At 34.5% G+C, this 19,752-nt stretch carries 20 protein-coding genes; 8 read left to right on the forward strand and 12 right to left on the reverse strand.

Annotated features, from left to right (window positions below; genetic code table 11):
• Positions 1-118: 118 nt before the first annotated feature.
• Complete coding sequence (locus BZG01_RS02845) at positions 119-1,315, forward strand: 6-phosphofructokinase (protein ID WP_101308320.1); 1,197 nt, start codon at positions 119-121, stop codon at positions 1,313-1,315.
• 121 nt (positions 1,316-1,436) lie between these two features.
• Positions 1,437-2,081: a YgjV family protein gene (locus BZG01_RS02850; protein ID WP_101308321.1), complete on the forward strand. Its 645-nt coding sequence runs from the start codon at positions 1,437-1,439 to the stop codon at positions 2,079-2,081.
• Positions 2,082-2,225: 144 nt separating this feature from the next.
• On the opposite strand, the gene BZG01_RS02855 is transcribed toward BZG01_RS02850, so the two are convergent.
• The 4 genes from BZG01_RS02855 to BZG01_RS02870 form a co-directional block, all read right to left on the reverse strand.
• Positions 2,226-2,411: a type II toxin-antitoxin system antitoxin gene (locus tag BZG01_RS02855; RefSeq protein ID WP_101308322.1), complete on the reverse strand. Its 186-nt coding sequence runs from the start codon at positions 2,409-2,411 to the stop codon at positions 2,226-2,228.
• Positions 2,412-2,421: 10 nt separating this feature from the next.
• Positions 2,422-3,276: an SPFH domain-containing protein gene (locus BZG01_RS02860; protein ID WP_101308323.1), complete on the reverse strand. Its 855-nt coding sequence runs from the start codon at positions 3,274-3,276 to the stop codon at positions 2,422-2,424.
• 104 nt (positions 3,277-3,380) lie between these two features.
• Positions 3,381-3,620 carry a hypothetical protein gene (locus tag BZG01_RS02865; protein ID WP_101308324.1) on the reverse strand — a complete coding sequence of 80 codons (240 nt, stop codon included), beginning with the start codon at positions 3,618-3,620 and terminating at the stop codon, positions 3,381-3,383.
• Between the two features lie 121 nt (positions 3,621-3,741).
• Positions 3,742-4,329 (reverse strand): RNA polymerase sigma factor, encoded by a 588-nt coding sequence (locus BZG01_RS02870; RefSeq protein ID WP_425436058.1) that lies wholly within the window; start codon positions 4,327-4,329, stop codon positions 3,742-3,744.
• A gap of 201 nt (positions 4,330-4,530) precedes the next feature.
• Between BZG01_RS02870 and uvrA the strand changes: the two genes are divergently transcribed.
• A complete protein-coding gene (gene uvrA / locus BZG01_RS02875; protein WP_101308326.1) occupies positions 4,531-7,335 on the forward strand; it encodes an excinuclease ABC subunit UvrA in 2,805 nt (934 codons plus the stop codon).
• Positions 7,336-7,351: 16 nt separating this feature from the next.
• Here the strand turns inward: uvrA and BZG01_RS02880 are convergent, their stop codons facing one another.
• Entirely contained in the window at positions 7,352-7,783 is a 432-nt protein-coding gene (locus BZG01_RS02880; protein ID WP_101308327.1) for a hypothetical protein, read from the reverse strand.
• Between the two features lie 41 nt (positions 7,784-7,824).
• Positions 7,825-8,685 (reverse strand): hypothetical protein, encoded by an 861-nt coding sequence (locus BZG01_RS02885; protein WP_143470816.1) that lies wholly within the window; start codon positions 8,683-8,685, stop codon positions 7,825-7,827.
• 401 nt (positions 8,686-9,086) lie between these two features.
• Here BZG01_RS02885 and BZG01_RS02890 point away from each other — a divergent pair, with 401 nt between their 5' ends.
• Positions 9,087-9,608, forward strand: a complete 522-nt coding sequence (locus tag BZG01_RS02890; RefSeq protein ID WP_101308329.1) for a hypothetical protein — start codon at positions 9,087-9,089, stop codon at positions 9,606-9,608.
• Positions 9,609-9,644: 36 nt separating this feature from the next.
• Here BZG01_RS02890 and BZG01_RS02895 read toward each other — a convergent pair whose 3' ends face one another.
• The 4 genes from BZG01_RS02895 to BZG01_RS02910 all read right to left on the reverse strand — a co-directional run bounded on the left by BZG01_RS02895 (position 9,645) and on the right by BZG01_RS02910 (position 13,441).
• Entirely contained in the window at positions 9,645-10,649 is a 1,005-nt protein-coding gene (locus tag BZG01_RS02895) for a dihydroorotate dehydrogenase-like protein (RefSeq protein WP_101308330.1), read from the reverse strand.
• A 107-nt stretch (positions 10,650-10,756) separates the two neighbouring features.
• Entirely contained in the window at positions 10,757-11,422 is a 666-nt protein-coding gene (locus BZG01_RS02900; protein ID WP_101308331.1) for a YggS family pyridoxal phosphate-dependent enzyme, read from the reverse strand.
• Positions 11,423-11,494: 72 nt separating this feature from the next.
• Positions 11,495-12,187: a response regulator transcription factor gene (locus BZG01_RS02905; protein ID WP_101308332.1), complete on the reverse strand. Its 693-nt coding sequence runs from the start codon at positions 12,185-12,187 to the stop codon at positions 11,495-11,497.
• A 9-nt stretch (positions 12,188-12,196) separates the two neighbouring features.
• Positions 12,197-13,441 (reverse strand): sensor histidine kinase, encoded by a 1,245-nt coding sequence (locus BZG01_RS02910; RefSeq protein ID WP_180327183.1) that lies wholly within the window; start codon positions 13,439-13,441, stop codon positions 12,197-12,199.
• Positions 13,442-13,651: 210 nt separating this feature from the next.
• Between BZG01_RS02910 and BZG01_RS02915 the strand changes: the two genes are divergently transcribed.
• Positions 13,652-14,008 carry a hypothetical protein gene (locus tag BZG01_RS02915; RefSeq protein ID WP_101308334.1) on the forward strand — a complete coding sequence of 119 codons (357 nt, stop codon included), beginning with the start codon at positions 13,652-13,654 and terminating at the stop codon, positions 14,006-14,008.
• A 116-nt stretch (positions 14,009-14,124) separates the two neighbouring features.
• Positions 14,125-14,703, forward strand: a complete 579-nt coding sequence (locus BZG01_RS02920; protein ID WP_101308335.1) for a tetratricopeptide repeat protein — start codon at positions 14,125-14,127, stop codon at positions 14,701-14,703.
• Here the strand turns inward: BZG01_RS02920 and BZG01_RS02925 are convergent.
• A complete protein-coding gene (locus tag BZG01_RS02925; protein WP_101308336.1) occupies positions 14,692-16,710 on the reverse strand; it encodes a monovalent cation:proton antiporter family protein in 2,019 nt (672 codons plus the stop codon). The two genes, BZG01_RS02920 and BZG01_RS02925, sit on opposite strands and share 12 nt — an antisense overlap.
• Positions 16,711-17,109: 399 nt before the next feature.
• On the opposite strand from BZG01_RS02925, the gene BZG01_RS02930 reads away from it, so the two are divergent.
• Both BZG01_RS02930 and BZG01_RS02935 read left to right on the forward strand, forming a co-directional pair.
• A complete protein-coding gene (locus tag BZG01_RS02930; protein ID WP_143470817.1) occupies positions 17,110-18,075 on the forward strand; it encodes a hypothetical protein in 966 nt (321 codons plus the stop codon).
• A gap of 122 nt (positions 18,076-18,197) precedes the next feature.
• Positions 18,198-18,458: a 4a-hydroxytetrahydrobiopterin dehydratase gene (locus BZG01_RS02935; protein WP_101308338.1), complete on the forward strand. Its 261-nt coding sequence runs from the start codon at positions 18,198-18,200 to the stop codon at positions 18,456-18,458.
• Positions 18,459-18,463: 5 nt separating this feature from the next.
• On the opposite strand, the gene BZG01_RS02940 is transcribed toward BZG01_RS02935, so the two are convergent.
• Positions 18,464-19,303: a prephenate dehydratase gene (locus BZG01_RS02940; protein ID WP_101308339.1), complete on the reverse strand. Its 840-nt coding sequence runs from the start codon at positions 19,301-19,303 to the stop codon at positions 18,464-18,466.
• Between the last annotated feature and the right edge of the window lie 449 nt (positions 19,304-19,752).

Raw genomic sequence — 19,752 nt, forward strand, 5'->3', positions numbered from 1 at the left:
AATTACCTTATTCTCTTCCCATAAACGAATCTTCATCTTATTTTGGCTTGAATTTCCCTTAACAAAATGATATCTTATACTGATATTACATTGTTTTCAGTTACTTAAGATATTTACTATGGCAAAATCAACGAAAGGAATTATTGGAATTCTAACTGGTGGTGGTGATGTTCCCGGTTTAAATCCCGCTATTCGTGCTGTCACAATTAGAGCAATAAGGGAAGGTTATCAGGTAATCGGCATTCGCAAAGGCTGGAGAGGTTTAATTGATATTATCCGTGATAAAAAAGCAGATAACAGCGAGAACTATATTTCATTAAGTGAAGAACTGGTAAACAAAGTTGGTAGGACCGGCGGTACATTTCTTCACACTTCCAGAGTAAATCCTTCAAAAACATCAAGAGATAGAATTCCAACTCATCTAAAAGAAAAATACAATGAAGAGGTTAATGATTTAACGGAAGAGGTTCTTGCCAATCTGGCTTTTCTGAACATTGACTATTTAATTCCAATAGGAGGTGACGACACTCTTAGCTATGGTGTGCGATTGTACAAAGAAGGATTTAAAGTTATTGCCATACCTAAAACCATGGATAACGATGTTCCCGGAACTGACTACTGTATCGGATTTAGTACATGTATCACACGTACCATTTCATTAACACACAGCCTAAGAACATCAGCTGGTTCGCATGAAAGATTACTGGTATTGGAAGTTTTCGGTCGTTATGCGGGATTTACAGCAATTTTACCAACGCTGGCCGGTGCCGCAAATAGATGTGTAATTCCAGAATACAATTTTGACATAGAACGCTTAACCGAGTTAATGATACAGGATCGATTCTCAAATCCAAGTCATTATTCCGTTGTGTTAATTTCTGAAGGAGCTAGTTTCTCAGGCGGGGATATGATTTTCCAGGATGATGTCAGAGACGATTACGGACATAGAAAATTAGGTGGCATTGGTGACCGTGTATCCGAACATCTGAAACAATTATCTCCAAAATACAACAATTCAAAACCGATTAATGTTATCAATCAAAAGTTAGGTTATCTGGTTCGTTGCGGTGATCCGGATGCTATTGATTCCATAGTTCCTATGGCATTTGGAAATCTGGCTTTGGATTTAATCATTAAAGGAGTTCATGGCAGATTAATAACACTCCGAAATGGAAGATATGATAATGCTCCGATAGATATTGTTACAAGCTCTAAAAAATTGGTGGATGTTGACCGATATTATAATACCGATCGGTTAAGACCAAAATACAACAGCTTCGAAATGCAGCCATTATTTTTAATGACCGGATTGTAAGAAAAAAATGTTTAGTATATTTGAGAAACCTTTCGTTACCGAAAGGTTTCTGCTTTTATCAGAATATCCAAACCATTTTTGAACCCTCTTCAGAATTTATTTTTTCACTATTAAATTTATTATGCTGGAATATAACATCTTAGGCATTCAATTACTTGAATGGATTGGCTATGCTGCCTCGGTATTGGTTTTGATTTCTTTAACAATGACTTCGATTGTAAAATTAAGATGGTACAATTTGACTGGAGCTATTCTTTTTTCTGCTTACGGATTTTTAATTGGCTCCTTACCTGTTGGAATCATGAATTTTCTTATTGTTTGCGCAAACCTATACAATCTGCAGAAAATGTATAAGCGAAAAGAAGACTTTAAAATCATTGAGATAAAAGAAAATGACGAGCTGTTAACGCATTTTCTTGACTTTTATAAAAAGGACATTAAGAGTTTCTTTCCGGATTATAAGATGGAAAAAGGACAATTGGGAATGTTTGTACTAAGAGATATGGCAGTTGCAGGAATTTTTATCGGATCTAAAGATCAAACAGAACTAAGAATTGAAATGGATTATGCATTACCTCAGTACCGCGACTTTAAAGTTGGTGCTTATTTGTACAATCAATTAAGTGATATTTTACAGAAACACGATATCAATTCCGTTTATTTCGACACGGGAATAAATCTAAAATATATGGAGAAAATGGGATTTGAAGCATCCAATAAAGATGGCAATTCCATCATGCAAAAATCACTAAAAAAATCCTCTTAATAACTTAAGAGGATGTCCAAAAAGTTCAATCTTATTGTCATTCTGAGCTTGTCGAAGAATCTTTATCTTTGAAAAACAGATGTTTCGACTTCGCTCAACATGACATTTTCGAGTGAAACTTTACTTTTTGGACACCCTCTTTTTTTATTCTTCTAATTTGTTGGCATCTTCGGAGCCATTATCTTTTTTTCGTCCTGCTTCATTCAAGGCTTTATTCAAAATCCATTCAATTTGTCCATTCGTACTACGAAATTCATCAACAGCCCACCTTTCCAACTTTTTGTACATCTCAGGATCAAGACGCAGAACAAATGATTTCTTTTTTGCCATAGTTAATTAATTATTGATACAAAGTTCCGGTATTTACAACAGGAGTTACATCTTTATCGGAACAAAGCACAACCATCAAATTACTAACCATTGTTGCTTTTTTATCCTCATCAAGATCAACAATGTTTTTTTGTGCCAATTGCTCCAATGCCATATCAACCATACTAACAGCACCTTCAACAATTTTAAAACGCGCAGCAACCACCGCCGTTGCCTGCTGACGACGCAACATTGCACCCGCAATTTCAGAGGCGTACGCAAGATAGTTAATTCTTGCTTCCATCACTTCAATTCCGGCAATTTCCAATCGTTCAGTCAACTCTCTTTCCAATAATTCACTTACATTATTTCCTCCCGAACGCAAGGTAATCTCAGCCTGTTCATCCTCAAAATTATCATACGGATACGAACCAGCCATATGTCGAATAGCAGCCTCAGACTGAATATTCACAAAATGTTCGAAGTTATCTACATCAAAAGCAGCTTTGTAGGTATCTCTTACCCTCCATACCAAAACAACCCCAATCATAATCGGATTTCCAATTTTGTCATTCACCTTTATAGGATCACTATCCAGATTCCGGGCTCTCAAACTCACTTTCTTTTTTACCATAAATGGATTTACCCAAAAGAATCCATTAGTCATTATGGTTCCTTTATATGCTCCAAACAGCACCAAAACTGAGGTTTCATTTGGATTAACGATTGTAAACCCCGGAATAAAAGCTATTACCAAAGGTATAAAAATAACGAAAAACGGATTCCTTACCATTACCAATCCTACTATGCCAATTACCAGCATAGCCAGAACAATGAAAACCATTAAAAATCCTGACTTTCCAGAATAACTTTTTTCTTCTCTCATAATAATTTAGTTTGATATCATTTTGATATCAAATATACATCTTTATTTTAAAATTGGAAATTTTAGAACAAAAAAAACCGGAGTACAAATACTCCGGCTATTTCTTAGTTTAATGCTATTTCTGCAATATCTGGCAATTTCAGATTCACATTTTTTGTGGACTGACGAAATCCTAAAACACGATGAAGAAGATTTGATTGAGACTTCACTTTGAATCTGTCCAGATATTCAACGAGTTCAACAGATTCGAAAACATCAGAATTTGCAATCCGATCCATAAGTGAAATCATTTCTTGTCCTGTATTTTTACGGGCAAAATTTAAAAGAGTATAAACATCATTCATAGGCAAATAATTATTTCTATTTTCCTATTAACGATTAAAATTTCCTTTTAGTATCCGGAATCAAAAAAGACTGGAAAACGTACATCTTCCAGTCAATTTATTTTTAGATAAAATATTCCTGCTAAAGAGTAAGACTCATATTTTTTTCTTCAATTGTTTTCCGCATATTGATTAAGGCATATCTCATACGCCCCAGAGCAGTATTGATACTAACATCAGTATGTTCGGCAATCTCTTTAAAACTTAAACCTTTATAATGCCGCAAAATAACAACTTCCCTCTGATCCTCAGGAAGTTCATCAACCAATTTACGAACATCATCATGAATCTGATTTTGAATAAGTTCATCTTCATAGTTTCCTTCACAATATTTGGAAGAATTGAAAATATCCAATTCATAATCATCTTTCGAGAACGTGTTATTCTGTTTCTCTTTTCTAAAATGATCTATAATTAAATTATGAGCTATTCTCAGCACCCAAGCCAAAAATTTCCCATTGTCTTGATATTTCCCCATACGGAGCGATCGGATTACCTTAATAAAGGTATCCTGAAATAAGTCCTCGGAAAGCTGATGATTTTTTACAATTAGATAGATATACGTATATACTCTGTCCCTATGTCGGGTTACAAGAGTGTCAATACTATCATGATTACCATCAATGAATTGCTTAACGAGATCATAATCGGTAGGATTAATTTTTCTCAATTTCACAGCTATTTAATAAAACAGTGTAAAAATTATTCTATAAGCAATGTCTCCTTTTTTATTGATGGTTAATAAATATCCCTAACAAGATGCAATAAACTAATTTTTAATGAGATTTGAAAATGTTTAGAAGTTAAATATCTTTGTAGATTAGATTTTAGTAAACTTATAAGAAACCTAATTCAGGGTCGAATAATAAATATGGCGGACAAGAATTCAGAAAAGTACATTTATATAAAAGGGGCAAAAGTTCATAATCTAAAGAACATCGACCTTAAGATTCCCAGAAATAAGTTTATTGTAATCACAGGACTTTCAGGATCAGGGAAATCATCATTGGCATTTGACACCCTTTACGCTGAAGGACAACGAAGGTATGTGGAAAGTTTATCTTCCTATGCAAGACAATTTTTAGGACGAATTGACAAACCTGAGGTTGATTTTATTAAAGGGATACCTCCTGCCATCGCAATTGAACAGAAGGTAAATACCCGGAATCCACGCTCAACAGTTGGCACATCAACAGAGATTTACGATTATCTTAAACTTCTTTTTGCAAGAATAGGGAAAACGTACTCGCCCATTTCAAATACCCTGGTTAAGAGGCACTCCATTACTGACGTTGTGAAGTATATCCTTAGTCAGGAAGAAGGTGTTCCGGTAATGATTTTAGCAGAAATGCTTAATGGCGACCGAAGTAAAAAAGAGCAACTGGAAGTTTTATCTCAACAAGGATTTTCAAGAGTAGAAAATAAAGGAGAAATCCATAAGATTTTTGACGCAATTGAGAATCCGGGTCTTCTTCAGGATGATGAGCCAATTCATATCGTAATTGATCGAATAAGAGTTTCTTCAGATGAAGATACTCAAAACAGAATAGCTGATTCCCTGCAAACTGCATTTTACGAAGGAAAAGGTGAATGCCTGCTTTCTATTAATGGAAGTGCAGATTACCAAGCTTTCTCGAATCGTTTCGAGGCCGATGGAATTGTATTTGAAGATCCAAATGTTCACACATTCAGCTTTAACAATCCACTTGGAGCATGTCCAACCTGCGAAGGCTTTGGAAAGGTAATTGGTATTGATGAAGATCTGGTTATCCCAAACAAAACACTAAGCATCTACGACGATGCTGTTGTTTGCTGGAAAGGTGAGAAAATGCAGGAATGGAAAAATAAATTAATCTATTCTGCCGATAAGTTTGATTTTCCTATACATCGCTCCTATTTTGAATTGAGCAAAGAAGAAAAACTTTTACTATGGACTGGAAATAAACACTTTAAGGGTTTAAATGATTTTTTTAAATATCTGGAAGCAAAACAATATAAGATTCAATACCGGGTCATGCTATCCCGATACAGAGGAAAAACAGTTTGTCCGGACTGTAGAGGAACCCGGTTGAAAAAAGAGGCCGGCTATGTAAAAGTAAATGATAAAAACATTCAGGACTTGGTGTTAATGCCATTGAATGAGCTCAACGTTTTTTTTCAGAATTTAAATTTGGATAAAACCGATGAGAAAATTGCCAGTCGCTTACTTGTAGATATTAGAAACCGCATTAATTTCCTATCTGATGTCGGATTGGGTTACCTAACCCTTAATCGATTATCCAGCAGTCTGTCCGGTGGAGAATCGCAGCGAATCAATTTAGCAACCTCATTAGGAAGCAGTCTTGTTGGTTCGCTTTACATTCTGGATGAACCAAGTATCGGACTTCATTCGCGGGACACCGAATTGCTCATAAAAGTTTTGAGGGAATTGCGCGATTTGGGAAATACGGTTATTGTTGTTGAGCACGATGAAGATATAATTTTGGCCGCTGATGAACTTATCGATATCGGGCCATACGCCGGCCGGCTTGGCGGTGAAGTCGTATTCCAAGGAAATATTGATCAGTTAAAAAAGTCATCGGAAAGTTTAACTTCTCAATACATTTCCGGAAAAATGATGATCCCTGTGCCCACCACACGAAAAAAATGGAACAATTTCATTGAAATAATTGGTGCAAGGGAGAATAATCTAAAAGGCTTAAACATTAAATTCCCATTAAATATCATGTCAGTTATCACTGGTGTGAGTGGATCCGGAAAATCTTCTCTTGTGAAAACGATCCTGTATCCGGCCTTAAAGAAACATTACGGCGGGTACTCCGATAAAAGTGGTCATTTCGATGCTCTTAAAGGAGATCTTCATCTTATTAAAGACATCGAATTTGTCGATCAGAATCCAATTGGGAAATCATCCCGGTCGAATCCTGTTACCTACTTAAAAGCATATGACGAAATCCGAAAACTATTTGCCGATCAAAAAGCATCTAAATATAGTGGTTTTAAGCCTTCACATTTTTCCTTTAATATTGACGGAGGCAGATGCGATGAATGTCAGGGGGAAGGAATAATTAAGGTTGAAATGCAGTTTATGGCTGATATTTACCTGCAATGCGAAAGTTGTAAGGGAAAAAGATTCAAAGATGATATTCTGCAAATTAGATACAATCAGAAAAACATTCATGACGTATTGGAAATGACTGTAAACGAATCGGTTGAATTCTTTTCTCAGGGTAAAAGCACAACAGAAAAGAAAATTGTTCAACGATTACAACCACTGGTTGATGTAGGATTAGGTTACGTGAAATTAGGTCAATCATCAAGCACCTTAAGTGGTGGTGAAAGCCAAAGAGTAAAACTAGCTTCCTTTTTGGCGAAAGAAAAAGCAGAACCTTGCCTGTTTGTTTTTGATGAACCAACAACTGGCTTGCATTTTCACGATATCAATAAATTAATGGATGCATTTAATGCCCTAATATCAAGAGGACATACGCTAATTATTATTGAACACAATATGGAAATAATTAAATGTGCCGATTGGTTAATTGATTTAGGTCCTGAAGGTGGAATTAATGGAGGGCAGATTGTTTTTGAGGGAGTTCCCGAAGATGCTGTTCATTGTTCAGCTTCCTATACAGGACGATATTTAAATGAAAAAATAGATAAAAAAGGTTCTTAAAGGAACCTTTTTTTACTTATAATTTCAAACCAAACAAAATAGAGACACAACCGCTTTTCTCTTCGGATTCAATATCTTCATTTTTGACAAAATCCAAAGATATGATTAGTGTTTTAGCCTCATCCAATTCAAAATCAAAGAAATCAGTGTAATTACTATCCTCGTTATCAAAAATCACATTCAGATCCGAATCGGTAATTTTAAAATGTATTGTTGGCATGTTATCTTCACAACCAACTACTACACGATATTTTTGTCCGCTAAAAAAGGCTTTATGCAATTCAACTTCCTCGTCTTGATTTAGTACTGCTCCGTTGTAATTACCATCATGAATATAATTTTCAAGTTTAGGTTTACAATGTTCTTTTGCAAAATCCCGGCATTGAGAAAATACAAGATTAACAGAAAAAAAGAATGCAAGTAAGGCTGACAATAAATAATACTTCATATTAAAAATGCTGTATGTGTAATTCTTAAATTATTTTCACACTAATGAACTAAATAATCCCTCATATCACCTATTTTCGCAACTAATTGTACAAATACCAATTCATCAACAGAATCAATAAAATCAGCCCCCTCTTTCATATCTGAAGTTTTAATACTCATTTCAAATAATTTCTCAAGCTGTAATACGTTCTGGTAAATGGGTTTAATAATTGGATCAGCCTGATTGTCCTGCAACACCGTTTTTATACTTTCAAGAGACAATTTCTGATCTAAAATTTGTTTGATTAACTCCTCATGTGATTTCTCATTGGGGTTAACACTTTGAGTTGCTATATACATGCACTCCACCCATCCTCCAATTAACATCAAAGCAGACAGTGAATACCTGTCCTGCTCTCGTAATTGTTGATTCGATTCCATATAAATCTCCGATACAATATCAACAATCAATTCCTTATTTGTCACATTGCTTTCAAGCAAACGAACCTTGTCCTGTCCAACTGTTCTAAGAATCCCTAACGATTCTGCGAGACTTCTGGACACATTCATATACTCAATTGAGATCTGATATTGTTCATTCAAGCTTGCATAGCTTAAATCTGCACAATAAACCCCCAGCGCTATCGCCCTTGACGAGCTTGTTGAATATCCCGGTAAATTCTCCATGCTGTTCAGCAAATCTTCCCTAAAATGAACTCCTGATTTTTTAATTAATAATGAAATTTCAATTGGGCTGGGAAGTACAAAAAAAATTCTCTTCATCTTATCCGCATTTTCCTTCATCAACTGATACTCCAGCAATTCTCCCTCAGAAACCTGCTCTTTATTTTTTTTTGATGAAAACAAATTGCATGAATTGAACAGTAGTATAATTTCTAAACTCCAAATAATTTTTCTCATTGAACTCATTCTGAAGATTAACATCTATCTTTCAACGAACTTAAATTACAATTTTTCAAGAAAATAACATCTTTTTTTCAAGAATATTTCACAATCCAAAATGAAATGGAAAAAGATCATTTTGCTGTTAAAATGAATGTTCTCCGCACAAAACTATCCATTCCTAATCATTAAACATAAAATTGCCACTTAACTTCTTGCAATTAAAATAAGCATATGCAGATATACAACTTTTGAGTTTTTGTAAAAAAAAAAGCAACTCAAGACTATCCTTTCAATTATTAAGTTCCAATCAATTAGCCATAAATTAATGAAAATGCAATTAGTAAACAGATGATATTGAGAGGGGCTAAAAACAAATAAAAATTACTAGTTTTGCATCGAATAAAAAGAACAATTTAATGAGCAATATTAGTAAAAAGGATTTACACAACTCCATAATCTTAGGACTTAGTTCTTTGGATAATAAAGTGGTACTTGATTCAATCAATCAATTACGTGAAGAAGGAAAACCAGAAGATATTACACCTCTGTTAGAACTGATGATTTCTAATTCCAGTAAGGAAATACAATCAGCAATCCATAGTTTTCTTGCTGATCTAAAAAATCAGGATTCGGATAAAATTATTATAGAGGCAATCGCTGATGAAAAGTATCTGACAATTAGAAAAATTTTAATTTCAATTTGCTGGGAAACCAGTATTGATTTTTCAAAATACATATCAACTTTTGTTGATTTGTTAATTGTGTCGGATTTTGAAACTTCCTTTGAAGCATTTACAGTAATAGAAAATCTTACCGAAAAAATATCAGAAGAAAGTAAGCCTGTGGAGATGGCGAAACTTAAAGATGCCATTTCAGGAGCATCTCCCGAAAAAAAGGGAATTCTTCACGAAGCCATTCATATAATAGATCAACTATAAGAAAAAAGAAAGCCGCTTAAAAGCGGCTTTTGTTTTTTATATTAAAACGTCCTTTTCATTATTTGAAAAGTATTTCATAAACTGCGCTCTTTCATACAAACCAGGATCTTGAATACTGCCATAATTAAGACTGCCGCGAAATTCATCAACAGTTTTAAATCCTTTTTTGGTCATCCAACTGGTTAAGTCTCCCAATATATTGGTAATTTGATCGAAACCATGCTCATATACAGTAGAACAAATCTGTACTGTTTTAGCACCTGCCAACAATTGCTTGATTGCAGCCTCGCCATTATGAATACCTGTTGAAGCTGCAATATCAATTCCTTTAATTTTATCAGACAACATACCAACCCAACGAAGAGATTTACGAATATCACTTGCTGAACTCAACACTTCGGCACTGGTAATTTTCATTTTCTCAATATCGATATCCGGCTCATAAAAACGATTAAACAGCACCAATGCATCTGCTCCGTCAGCATTTAAACGATTAGCAACTGAAAATAAATTGGTAAAGTATATTCCAATTTTCATTGATATTGGAATATTTACTTCCTTTTTAACGGCATTAAATATGTCGAAGTATAAATTTTCGTATTGCGCAGAACTCATGTTTCTGTCGTTTGGAACGATAAACACATTTAACTCAATAGCATCGGCTCCGGCTTTTTCAATTTCTTTAGCAAAAGAAGTCCAATCCGATGAAGAAACACAATTAATACTTGCAATTACAGGAATAGAAACAGCCTTCTTAGCTTCCTTAATAAGTGTCAAATAATTCGAAACGGAATTTCCTTTGATGTAGGTCTGAATATAATCTTCAGCTTCAGGATAACTTGTATTTGAAGGATCTTTACCAATCAAATTTTTAGCTTCGTTGCGAATTTGTTCTTCGAATAAAGACTTTAAAACAACAGCTCCTGCCCCTTTTTCTTCAATAATTTTAATTTTTCTTACAGAATTTGTAAGCCCGGAACTGCTGACAATTAAAGGATTCTTTAACTGCAATCCCATATAGGTGGTTTCAAGATTAATCATGCTATTTGATTTTTTAATATTTTTCAATCGATAACGAACAAATATAGTAAATTCAAAAGAGATATTTACATCCTTAGTACTGACTTAGCCTATAAAAAACCCAGAATTTAATATCTCGATCCGAATATTGTGCTTCCTACTCTAATTATTGTACTGCCCTCACTTATTGCCAGCATATAATCACCCGACATTCCCATTGAAATTTCTTTAAATTCAGGACTGTCAATAAAAAAATCTGATTTTAAACTTTCAAATATAGATTTAAGATTACCAAACTCATTTCTGATCCGGACTTCATTATTGGTGTATGTGGCCATTCCCATTACGCCGGCAATTTGAATCGCTTTTAATGATTTAAAATCCTCCGAAGTAAGCAATTCTTTTGCCTCATCGATAGTAAGACCAAATTTAGTTTCCTCCGAAGCGATATGAAATTGCAGCAAGCAACTGATAACTCTGTTATTCTTCTCTGCCTGCTTGTTAATTTCTTTCAGTAATTTAATACTGTCAACAGCATGAATAAGCTGCACGAACGGCGCTATATACTTCACCTTATTGGTTTGAAGATGACCAATAAAATGCCATTCTATATCCTTGGGAAGATCGTTATATTTTTGTGCCAGCTCCTGTGGTTTATTTTCACCAAAAATCCGGTATCCTCCTTCGTAGGCTTCAATTATATCCTCTTTGGGTTTGGTTTTAGATACTGCTACCAATTTTACGTTAGCAGGAATTTTCGCTAGAATAGTGTCAATTATTTGAGGTATGCTCATGGCAAATTGCAGATTTTAAATTTCAGATTCAAAATTACAACTTTTATGGATTTTGATGTGTTGTTTGGGATTTTAATTATTTTCTGATAAAATAAAACCAACTCCATGCACATTTTCAATTTTTATGGTAGAATCCAATTTTAAGTGCTTCCTTAATTTAGTGATAAAGACATCCAGGCTGCGTCCCATAAAATAATCATTTTCGCCCCACACATTTACCAGTATATCTTCTCTTCGCAATACATTATTTTTATTCTGAAGCAAAAGATACAATACATCACCCTCTTTTTGAGTGATCCGAAAAATTTCTCCATTTAAAGTCAAAGTAAGATTTGCATGATCGTATACAAATTTACCCACATTAAATATTTGTTCTTTTATTTCAGGTGCTGTATTTACACGCTTTAGCACGGCATTAATTCTTCGGACCAACTCATCCTCATCAAAAGGTTTCGTGATATAATCATCTCCTCCCAAATCAAAACCTTTTAACTTATCCTCCTTTAGCGATTTTGCAGTTAAAAAGATAATGGGAATCTCTTGATTAATTTCACGAATCTTTTTCCCCAAAGTAAAACCATCCATTTTTGGCATCATGCAATCCAATAAACAAAGGTCAAACTTAGAATTAGAGAAAGACTCGAATCCTTTCTCCCCATCTCGGGCTAAACATACCGAAAAGCCCTCCATTTTTAGAAATTCATTTAAAACAAGACCTAAATTAGGATCATCCTCAACTAGCAATATATTTTTAGAATTGGTCATAAAATAATTTTAGATTGATGGCAAAACAATAGTAAAGGTACTGCCGGAGTTTCTTTTGCTCAAAACATTTATTGAACCTTTATGAGAATCAATAATCATTTTTGAATAGGACAAGCCAATGCCAAAACCTTTCACATCATGCAGGTCGCCGGTTGGAGCTCTGTAATATCTATCGAATACATGCTTCTGTTCCTCTTTAGTCATTCCAATTCCTTTATCAGTTACCGCAATATAAAGATGTCCATTCGTATTTTTAGTCTCAACTTCTATTTCTGGTTTAGATTCGGAATACTTCACTGCATTATCCAGAAGATTTAACAATACATTCTGCAGCAAATCTTTATCACCACAAACCATATCATTTTCCGCATTCAGCTTGTACGCTATGGTTCCTTCACGCTCTGCCAATTGCACGGAAATAAAATCGGAACACTCTTTTAACAAGGAGTGCAAATTTATTTGATCTGAATTTAACTGCAATTCTCCGCGTTCCATACAAGCCAGTTTTAACAACTGATCTACTTGACTTTTCAAGCGATTATTCTCTGAAAAAATCATGCTTGAATAATGAACTACTTGATTGGGATCGGCATAAACCTTATTTCGTTTTAACATTCCACTGGCCAGCGAAATTGTTGCCATCGGTGTCTTAAACTCGTGTGCTATATTATTAATCAGATCAGTAGTTCTACCCAAAATCTTTTTATCATTTATCAATGAAAAAACGGTTATCCCGAAAAATGTACAAAGAATTAAAATAAGAATTAATGAGCAAATAAACATACTCCCCATACTATCCATTAAATTTTTCTCTCTTTTTTGGAAATAGACATTTAATATTGCCTTATCGTGACTTAATGCTTTACGCAAACTATAGTAAAAACATTTACTTTTAGGCTGCTCGTCAGCAGTACTTAATACTTCAATGGTATATGGCGATTGAATCTGATAATTTTTAAATTGCTGATGAATAATTGAATCCAGGCGGCTCACCTCCATCTTTAAAAGCTCACTATCCGAAGCATTGTATTTCGATTTAGACATGCACTCCCGCATCTTCTCACAACTCTCCTGATCTTTTGTAAACTCATCGACAGACTCATGCAAAGCCAAGCCAACACGATGATTGAATTGCTCTTCGTTTAAGCTTCTGGCTCTGCTTATCCATCTAATTTGAATTAAAAGTAGAAGAAGCAGAACAATTATTGATATAACAATAAATATCTGGATTCTATAAACCTTAAATTTTCGCATTGTATTTTTAAACAACAAACTCATAGACTAATACTTCCTTAACATCTAGATCTTATGATCTTTTTAACGACTCAAAATTAGTGTAAATTTTAAGAGTTTTTGATGCTTTAACAATTCATTAACAAGAGATAAAAAGATCTTTTACGTTCTTGTAGTATTCAATTCAAAATTAAACTAAAACGGATTAATTAACATTTTAATAAAAAAAACATGAAAAAGTTATTATTTGGACTCTTATTTGTATTTGCGATAAATGTAGTAAGTTTTGCTGCTCAACCGGTAATTTCAATCTTTGATAATCAAATTTCTTTGTCTCAGGATCAAGATCAAAAACAGGATCAGGAGAAGAAAAAAGTTGAAAAGAAAAAATGTGAAAAAGACTGTAAAAAAGCCTGCTGCACCAAAGACGCTAAGGCTGAAAAATGTGATAAGGCAAAAAAATGCACAAAGGAAGCTAAAGCAGAAAAATGTGAAAAAGACTGTAAAAAAGCTTGTTGTACTAAAGAAGCCAAGGCAGAAACTAAATGTCCTAAAGACTGCAAAAAAGAATGTTGTAAGAAATCATAAGGATATCTTCTATATCTGCAAACCCTTCAATAAAATTGGAGGGTTTTTTTATGCAGTTTGGTACAATTTATGTTCTTACTTAAGAGTTAATTCAATAGAACGTAAACTGTTTTACAATGAAAAATCTGCTGTTTTTATTTATTGGTGTTTTCGGTTTTTCCGGAGTATTTTCACAGAATGTAGAAAGATACATGGAATATCATGACAATGGAAGAACTCTGATATTGCAGGGGGAATATGAAAAAGCCATCCTTTACTTAGACACTGCCATTACTATTATGCCTTACTATTCCACCATTTTTCAAGATCGCGGATACGCAAAAATGCAGTTAAAAAAATACGACGAAGCAATTCTTGATTTTGACCATGTGCTGAGTAAAAAACCTTATCTATCGGAAGTACGACTACAAAGAGGCATGGCACTTTACCACCTGAATCGTTTAAACGAATCTGAATCTGACTTAATAGAAGTATTAAACAGTAATCCAAATAAAAGCCGTGAGGTAATTATTTATCTTGATAACATTCAAAGGGAAAGGGATATAACAGCACAACAAAATTATGATGCGATGTTGCAATCAATGCGGTTTCAAGTCGAAAATGAACGAATTTACCGGGCCCGCCATCGGGAAGAAGTTATCTGGAATACTGTCGTTCCTTTGGCATTCTGGACTACCGTATTTTTAACCTGGTAAATCCGGATCTGTCTTGATTGACTTTCTTTTTAATGAAATTGATTTTCCCATAAAACGAGCTTTATTATAACCGGGCAAGTCTGTGTCTTCCATTTTTAAACGAACCTTTTCCAGACTTTCCACAGATCCAACAACAGTTAACACATCACCCAACCGAAGTCGTGTATATCCGGTAGAAATTAAGGTGTTATTATTACGTTTGGTAGCCAAAATAATAACATCGGTAGGAATTTGTAAATCCCTTAAAGTGATGCCGTGCAATTCTTTATTTTGCATTTCAATGTCCACAGTATCCTGATCTTTTTCCATACCAAGCAACAATGAAGTGGCAATTGGTGATCGCACCAGATGATCCATTAAGCTTACCATTACTGTGGAGGGTTCAACAATCAGAGCTCCCAACTCGTGAAATTTACTTACATAACTCCTCTCATTTACCCTAACAACAATATCCCTTGTACCAAATTTTTCATAAGCTAATTCACAAAATTTAAGATTGTCTTCATCCTGATTCAAGAGCACTATCGCATCCGCATTATCCACTTCAAGTCTCTTTAATTCAACCATACTTAATTCTTTCACATGAGTCACATTAACACCATGATACTCTAAATTTGCTCTCTCCTCACTACGGGTTACTAATTTAACCTCCCAGCCATGTTCCTTTAATTGCCGTGCTAAAGCAAGCGATTGTCCTTCCAGACCAAAAATAATAGCTTTCTGAATTTTGTTTTCATGCAATAGTTCTTTCTTTTTATGACTCTCCCCAACCATTAATATAAACCATTTAAAAAGTGGCGGACCACATATCTCATTGAGTACAATAACTCCAATTAATATCGCTCCGAATTGAGGTCCCCAATCGGGATATTTCACTGCCACCACAGATACCAATCCAATAGCAACTCCGGCCTGAGTAACATACGGCATCCAAGAAATTCTGTTTACCCTGAAAGGATCACCTCCTAAAGTTCCTCCAATAAAAGCGCCAATAGCCATACTGATCAGCCTAATTGCAAAGAACAACAGTGCCACACCCCAGGTTTGAGCCAGGATATCCAAAGAAACTGATGCACCTGTAAGGGTATAAAAAATAATGTAAATAGTAGGAACAACCAATTCTATAATTTTAACAAACTCCCGGCGGTAACTTCCAAAATTAACAACAACAAAACTTCCAATAATACAAATCAACAAAGGTTCAATATACACCCTAAATCCAAGCAAATTTTGACTTTGTTCACCTACCAAATGAGCAAAAAGATAGATACTATATCCTATTGCTACCAAAAAAACCGCTTTTTGCATTGTAGTAATTCCGCGAGCCAAAATCCAATTAATAGTTTGCCCCAGCAAAAAACCAATTAAAATTGAAAAACATAATTCTCCAATTAGAATAACAATTAACCAAATATCAAACGGAACTTTAGAAATTAAAGCACCTGCGATGGCAAAACATATCGTAAATAAAATGATTACCAAAACATCCTTTATCACCGTAACCCCAATAGCAGTTTGTGTGTAAGGTCCTTTCGCCCTCATCTCATTAATTACAGCAATTGCAGATGCTGGAGAGCGGGTAATAAAGATGGTTCCAACCAGCAAGGCAATGGCAAGCTTCACCTGCCAATCGAGTTGTGCCATAAATAACAATCTGGCAGATAAAAAGAATATCGCCAACACACTCAAACCAAAGGTGAAAAAAAGTTGACTGAAAGTCATCCATTTGATACTTTTCATCCTGCCTTTTAATTCCTTCAGGTAAAGTTCTGCCCCTGCGGCAAAAGCGATAAAAGCCAAACATATTTCGTTTATAAAATGCAATTGGGTAATGGCCTTTCGTGGAACAAAATTTAAAATAAAAGGTCCGCAAAGAATTCCAATGAAAAGAAGACCTGTTATAATGGGTAATTTAACTTTAGGAAAATACCTTGAGATTCTATTTGCAGCAATTGCAACTATCAGAAATCCCACAACTAAAATAAATATTTCAAGGTAATTATTCATTTAATTCGATTAAGGTTACTTGTATTTATCTTACTTATTCCAATTTTAAGATACAGAATTATATCAATCAAAGCAACGCAATAAGTTGATTAGCCATTTCTTTGAAAAAATTTGGAATGCCAATTCATTCAAATAATTCTGATTAATGATAAAAACAGGTTCACTATTTTGGTTCTATTTCACAAACATTTAAATTGTTCATATCCGAACACCAACTGTACGATACCCAACACTATTAAGACTCTGTAAAAATAGCTTAAGCCAACATTACACACTGACATACATACAATTAGGGTTGATGGCACAAATACTGATGTATAAAAAGTGCAAAACCACTGTGATTCGATACGGGTCATAATTCTATTAATAATCAGACAATTAACTAATTAACCAACTCGAATGAAAAAATATAGTTTTATATGGATTTTCCTGTTTCTAGGCATAGAATTAATGTCCTGTTCATTGAGTATGGCAGAATCATATGACATTAAAGATATTGAGACTATCCTAAGAGAAACCAAAGCGTTATGTCTTAAGGACAATGGCATGCTTTGGGGAAGAACTCTCGATGTTCCTATTCTTTTGGTTGATAAAGAAAATGGACGAATCTACTCAAATAACAATAGCAAAAAGTTAGGTTTAGACTCCTATAATGAAATTTACACCGGTATTCTCCCCAATTTTGTTGATGTGATAAAAGGACCAGCCAAAATCGGCAATCAAATTTGGGCCGTTATCCCACTGCCCTTGCCTGAAGATAAAATTGAAAGACAATGTATTATTCTTCATGAAGCTTTTCATTGTGTTCAACCTGAAATGGATTTAAAACCCGAACCTTATAACAACAAACATATGGACGAAATGGAAGCTCGTTTTTGGTTGAAACTTGAATGGAAAGCTCTTGAGCTGGCTCTGCAAAGTGAAGGGGAAAATAAAAAACAGGCAATTACTGATGCACTCTGTTTTCGCCATTACCGCAGAGCTTTGTATGGTAAATGTGACGGCTGTGAAAATCGATTTGAGATTCATGAAGGCATGGCCGAATATACAGCTCAAAAATTATGCAGAAACGATAAAGATTTAAAGACATATTTGCAAAATAAGCTGCACTCAATGTGGAAATCTCCATCTTTTGTAAACTGTTTCGCTTATTTTTCCGGTCCCGTTTATGCATACCTTCTTGACAAAACGGAAACTAACTGGAGAACACACTTAGGTGCCAAAGATGATATTGCAGCTATAGTTCAATCGGCCTATGAAATATCCTTACCGTTCGATATTTATATGGAAGCAGAAGAAAGATCAGTGCTTTACAGCGGCGCCCAGATAATGGGCGAAGAATTGGATCGTGAGCTCGCATTATAAGAATACTTTATCAAACTTTCAATTAAGAAATCAGATACGGGGCAACTTAATTAAGTTGTCCCGTTTTTTCTATTTACTTTGGTTTAGACTTTATGTATCTTTAACTACTAAATGAAAATATCATGGATATATTATTGGATCAAGGTTGGAGCGAAATAGACAGTAAATTGGTTAAAAATTATGAATTGCCGAACTTCATTGAAGCAATCAATTTTATAAATTTAGTAGCTGCAGAAGCCGAAAATATGGATCATCATCCAGATATCAAACTGTACAATTATAAAAATGTACGCCTAATTTTAACCACCCACTCCAAAGGTAAAATCACAAAAAAAGACATTGTTCTTGCCAAAAGCATCGACAAAGTTTTTAACTCGATGTAAGTCTTTTAAGTGATCACAATACCTTTGTTGTAAGTACCCAATACTTTCATTCCTTTCGTATAAGCTGATATTTTATCCAACGCATCCCTAAACTGCCGGGGTCCCTGAAATTCCAAATCGACATGAAAAAAGTACTGCCAGTTGATACCGGGAATTGGCAGAGATTGAATCTTCGAAAGATTAATGTTCTCCTTGGCAAAACAATCCAAAATATAAGACAAGCTCCCCGCTTTATGACTGGTACTAAAATATAATGATGCTTTATTGTATCCTCCGTTTGGAACAACATCTTTCTGTCTCTTTAAAAGAAAAAACCGGGTTTGATTGTCTTTTATGCTTTCAATTTCCTCAGCTATAATTTCCAAGCCATACAATTCTGCCGGATAATCACCGGCAATAGCTCCCACACCCATCAATTGATTGTCTCTTACATTCTTAGCACTTAAGGCCGTATCCTCCATTTCCACCAATTTAATATCTGGATAATCGTGAAAGAAAGCACGACACTGATGAATTGCCATTGGATGGGAATGAACTTCTTTTAAATCTTCAATTTTCTGCCCGGGCAAAGCCATTAAATTTTGCTTGATTCTCAGAAATATCTCCCCTTCGATTACAAGACCGGAATCCTGAAGGAGCCCGTAATTCTGCAGAATACTTCCGGCAATAGAGTTTTCAATCGCCATAATTCCTCCATCGCATACTGATTCGTCTTGAATCAATTCAACAAGTGTGGCGAAATTACCGGCAGGAATAATTTCAACATCTTCTCCGTAATAAGCATTAGCTGCCAAATGGTGAAAACACCCCTCAACTCCTTGAATAACAATTTTTCTTTTCTCCATGGTTATAGTTAGATTTTGTATCACAAAAAAGAGTCCCAATTAATCAGGACTCTTTGTAAATAATATTATATTTTATTTCATTAGAATCCTGTTCCTCTCTCCGTTAAAAAAGAAAAAAATAAAAAACCAATTATTAAAAAATACTGTTTTCATTCGTAATTATTTTAAGTTTTTGCCATATAGCCTGTCCCGAACTTGTTTCGGGAGAACTTACCATGCTGGAATAATCTTTTCCTGTGTTTCAAAATCGCTTTGACATGGACGTTTCATATAGTCAAAAAAAAAGAGCCCTTACAGAGGCTCATCATCAATTAAATAGTACGTGAATCCTCTTCTAACAACAGCTGCTAAAAAAGAAAAATCGCCCGATATGGATATTGTTATTCATATTTTCTGTACTAATTCCTTCCAAAGGTAAAAAAATATTTCATACAACCTTACAATTATCA

Origin of the sequence: Labilibaculum manganireducens (assembly GCF_002843385.1) — a bacterium.
GTDB classification, from domain to species: Bacteria; Bacteroidota; Bacteroidia; order Bacteroidales; family Marinifilaceae; genus Labilibaculum; species Labilibaculum manganireducens.

Excerpts from the sequence above, each read along its gene's own strand:
- BZG01_RS02925 (WP_101308336.1), bottom strand. The coding sequence starts at position 16,710 with ATGAATAATTACCTTGAAATATTTATTTTAGTTGTGGGATTTCTGATA.
- BZG01_RS02915 (WP_101308334.1), top strand. The coding sequence starts at position 13,652 with ATGAAAAAGTTATTATTTGGACTCTTATTTGTATTTGCGATAAATGTA.
- BZG01_RS02860 (WP_101308323.1), bottom strand. The coding sequence starts at position 3,276 with ATGAGAGAAGAAAAAAGTTATTCTGGAAAGTCAGGATTTTTAATGGTT.
- BZG01_RS02880 (WP_101308327.1), bottom strand. The coding sequence starts at position 7,783 with ATGAAGTATTATTTATTGTCAGCCTTACTTGCATTCTTTTTTTCTGTT.
- BZG01_RS02865 (WP_101308324.1), bottom strand. The coding sequence starts at position 3,620 with ATGAATGATGTTTATACTCTTTTAAATTTTGCCCGTAAAAATACAGGA.
- BZG01_RS02920 (WP_101308335.1), top strand. The coding sequence starts at position 14,125 with ATGAAAAATCTGCTGTTTTTATTTATTGGTGTTTTCGGTTTTTCCGGA.
- uvrA (WP_101308326.1), top strand. The coding sequence starts at position 4,531 with ATGGCGGACAAGAATTCAGAAAAGTACATTTATATAAAAGGGGCAAAA.
- BZG01_RS02885 (WP_143470816.1), bottom strand. The coding sequence starts at position 8,685 with ATGAGAAAAATTATTTGGAGTTTAGAAATTATACTACTGTTCAATTCA.
- BZG01_RS02910 (WP_180327183.1), bottom strand. The coding sequence starts at position 13,441 with ATGCGAAAATTTAAGGTTTATAGAATCCAGATATTTATTGTTATATCA.
- BZG01_RS02900 (WP_101308331.1), bottom strand. The coding sequence starts at position 11,422 with ATGAGCATACCTCAAATAATTGACACTATTCTAGCGAAAATTCCTGCT.
- BZG01_RS02905 (WP_101308332.1), bottom strand. The coding sequence starts at position 12,187 with ATGACCAATTCTAAAAATATATTGCTAGTTGAGGATGATCCTAATTTA.
- BZG01_RS02935 (WP_101308338.1), top strand. The coding sequence starts at position 18,198 with ATGGATATATTATTGGATCAAGGTTGGAGCGAAATAGACAGTAAATTG.
- BZG01_RS02855 (WP_101308322.1), bottom strand. The coding sequence starts at position 2,411 with ATGGCAAAAAAGAAATCATTTGTTCTGCGTCTTGATCCTGAGATGTAC.
- BZG01_RS02850 (WP_101308321.1), top strand. The coding sequence starts at position 1,437 with ATGCTGGAATATAACATCTTAGGCATTCAATTACTTGAATGGATTGGC.
- BZG01_RS02890 (WP_101308329.1), top strand. The coding sequence starts at position 9,087 with ATGAGCAATATTAGTAAAAAGGATTTACACAACTCCATAATCTTAGGA.
- BZG01_RS02895 (WP_101308330.1), bottom strand. The coding sequence starts at position 10,649 with ATGATTAATCTTGAAACCACCTATATGGGATTGCAGTTAAAGAATCCT.
- BZG01_RS02845 (WP_101308320.1), top strand. The coding sequence starts at position 119 with ATGGCAAAATCAACGAAAGGAATTATTGGAATTCTAACTGGTGGTGGT.
- BZG01_RS02930 (WP_143470817.1), top strand. The coding sequence starts at position 17,110 with ATGAAAAAATATAGTTTTATATGGATTTTCCTGTTTCTAGGCATAGAA.
- BZG01_RS02940 (WP_101308339.1), bottom strand. The coding sequence starts at position 19,303 with ATGGAGAAAAGAAAAATTGTTATTCAAGGAGTTGAGGGGTGTTTTCAC.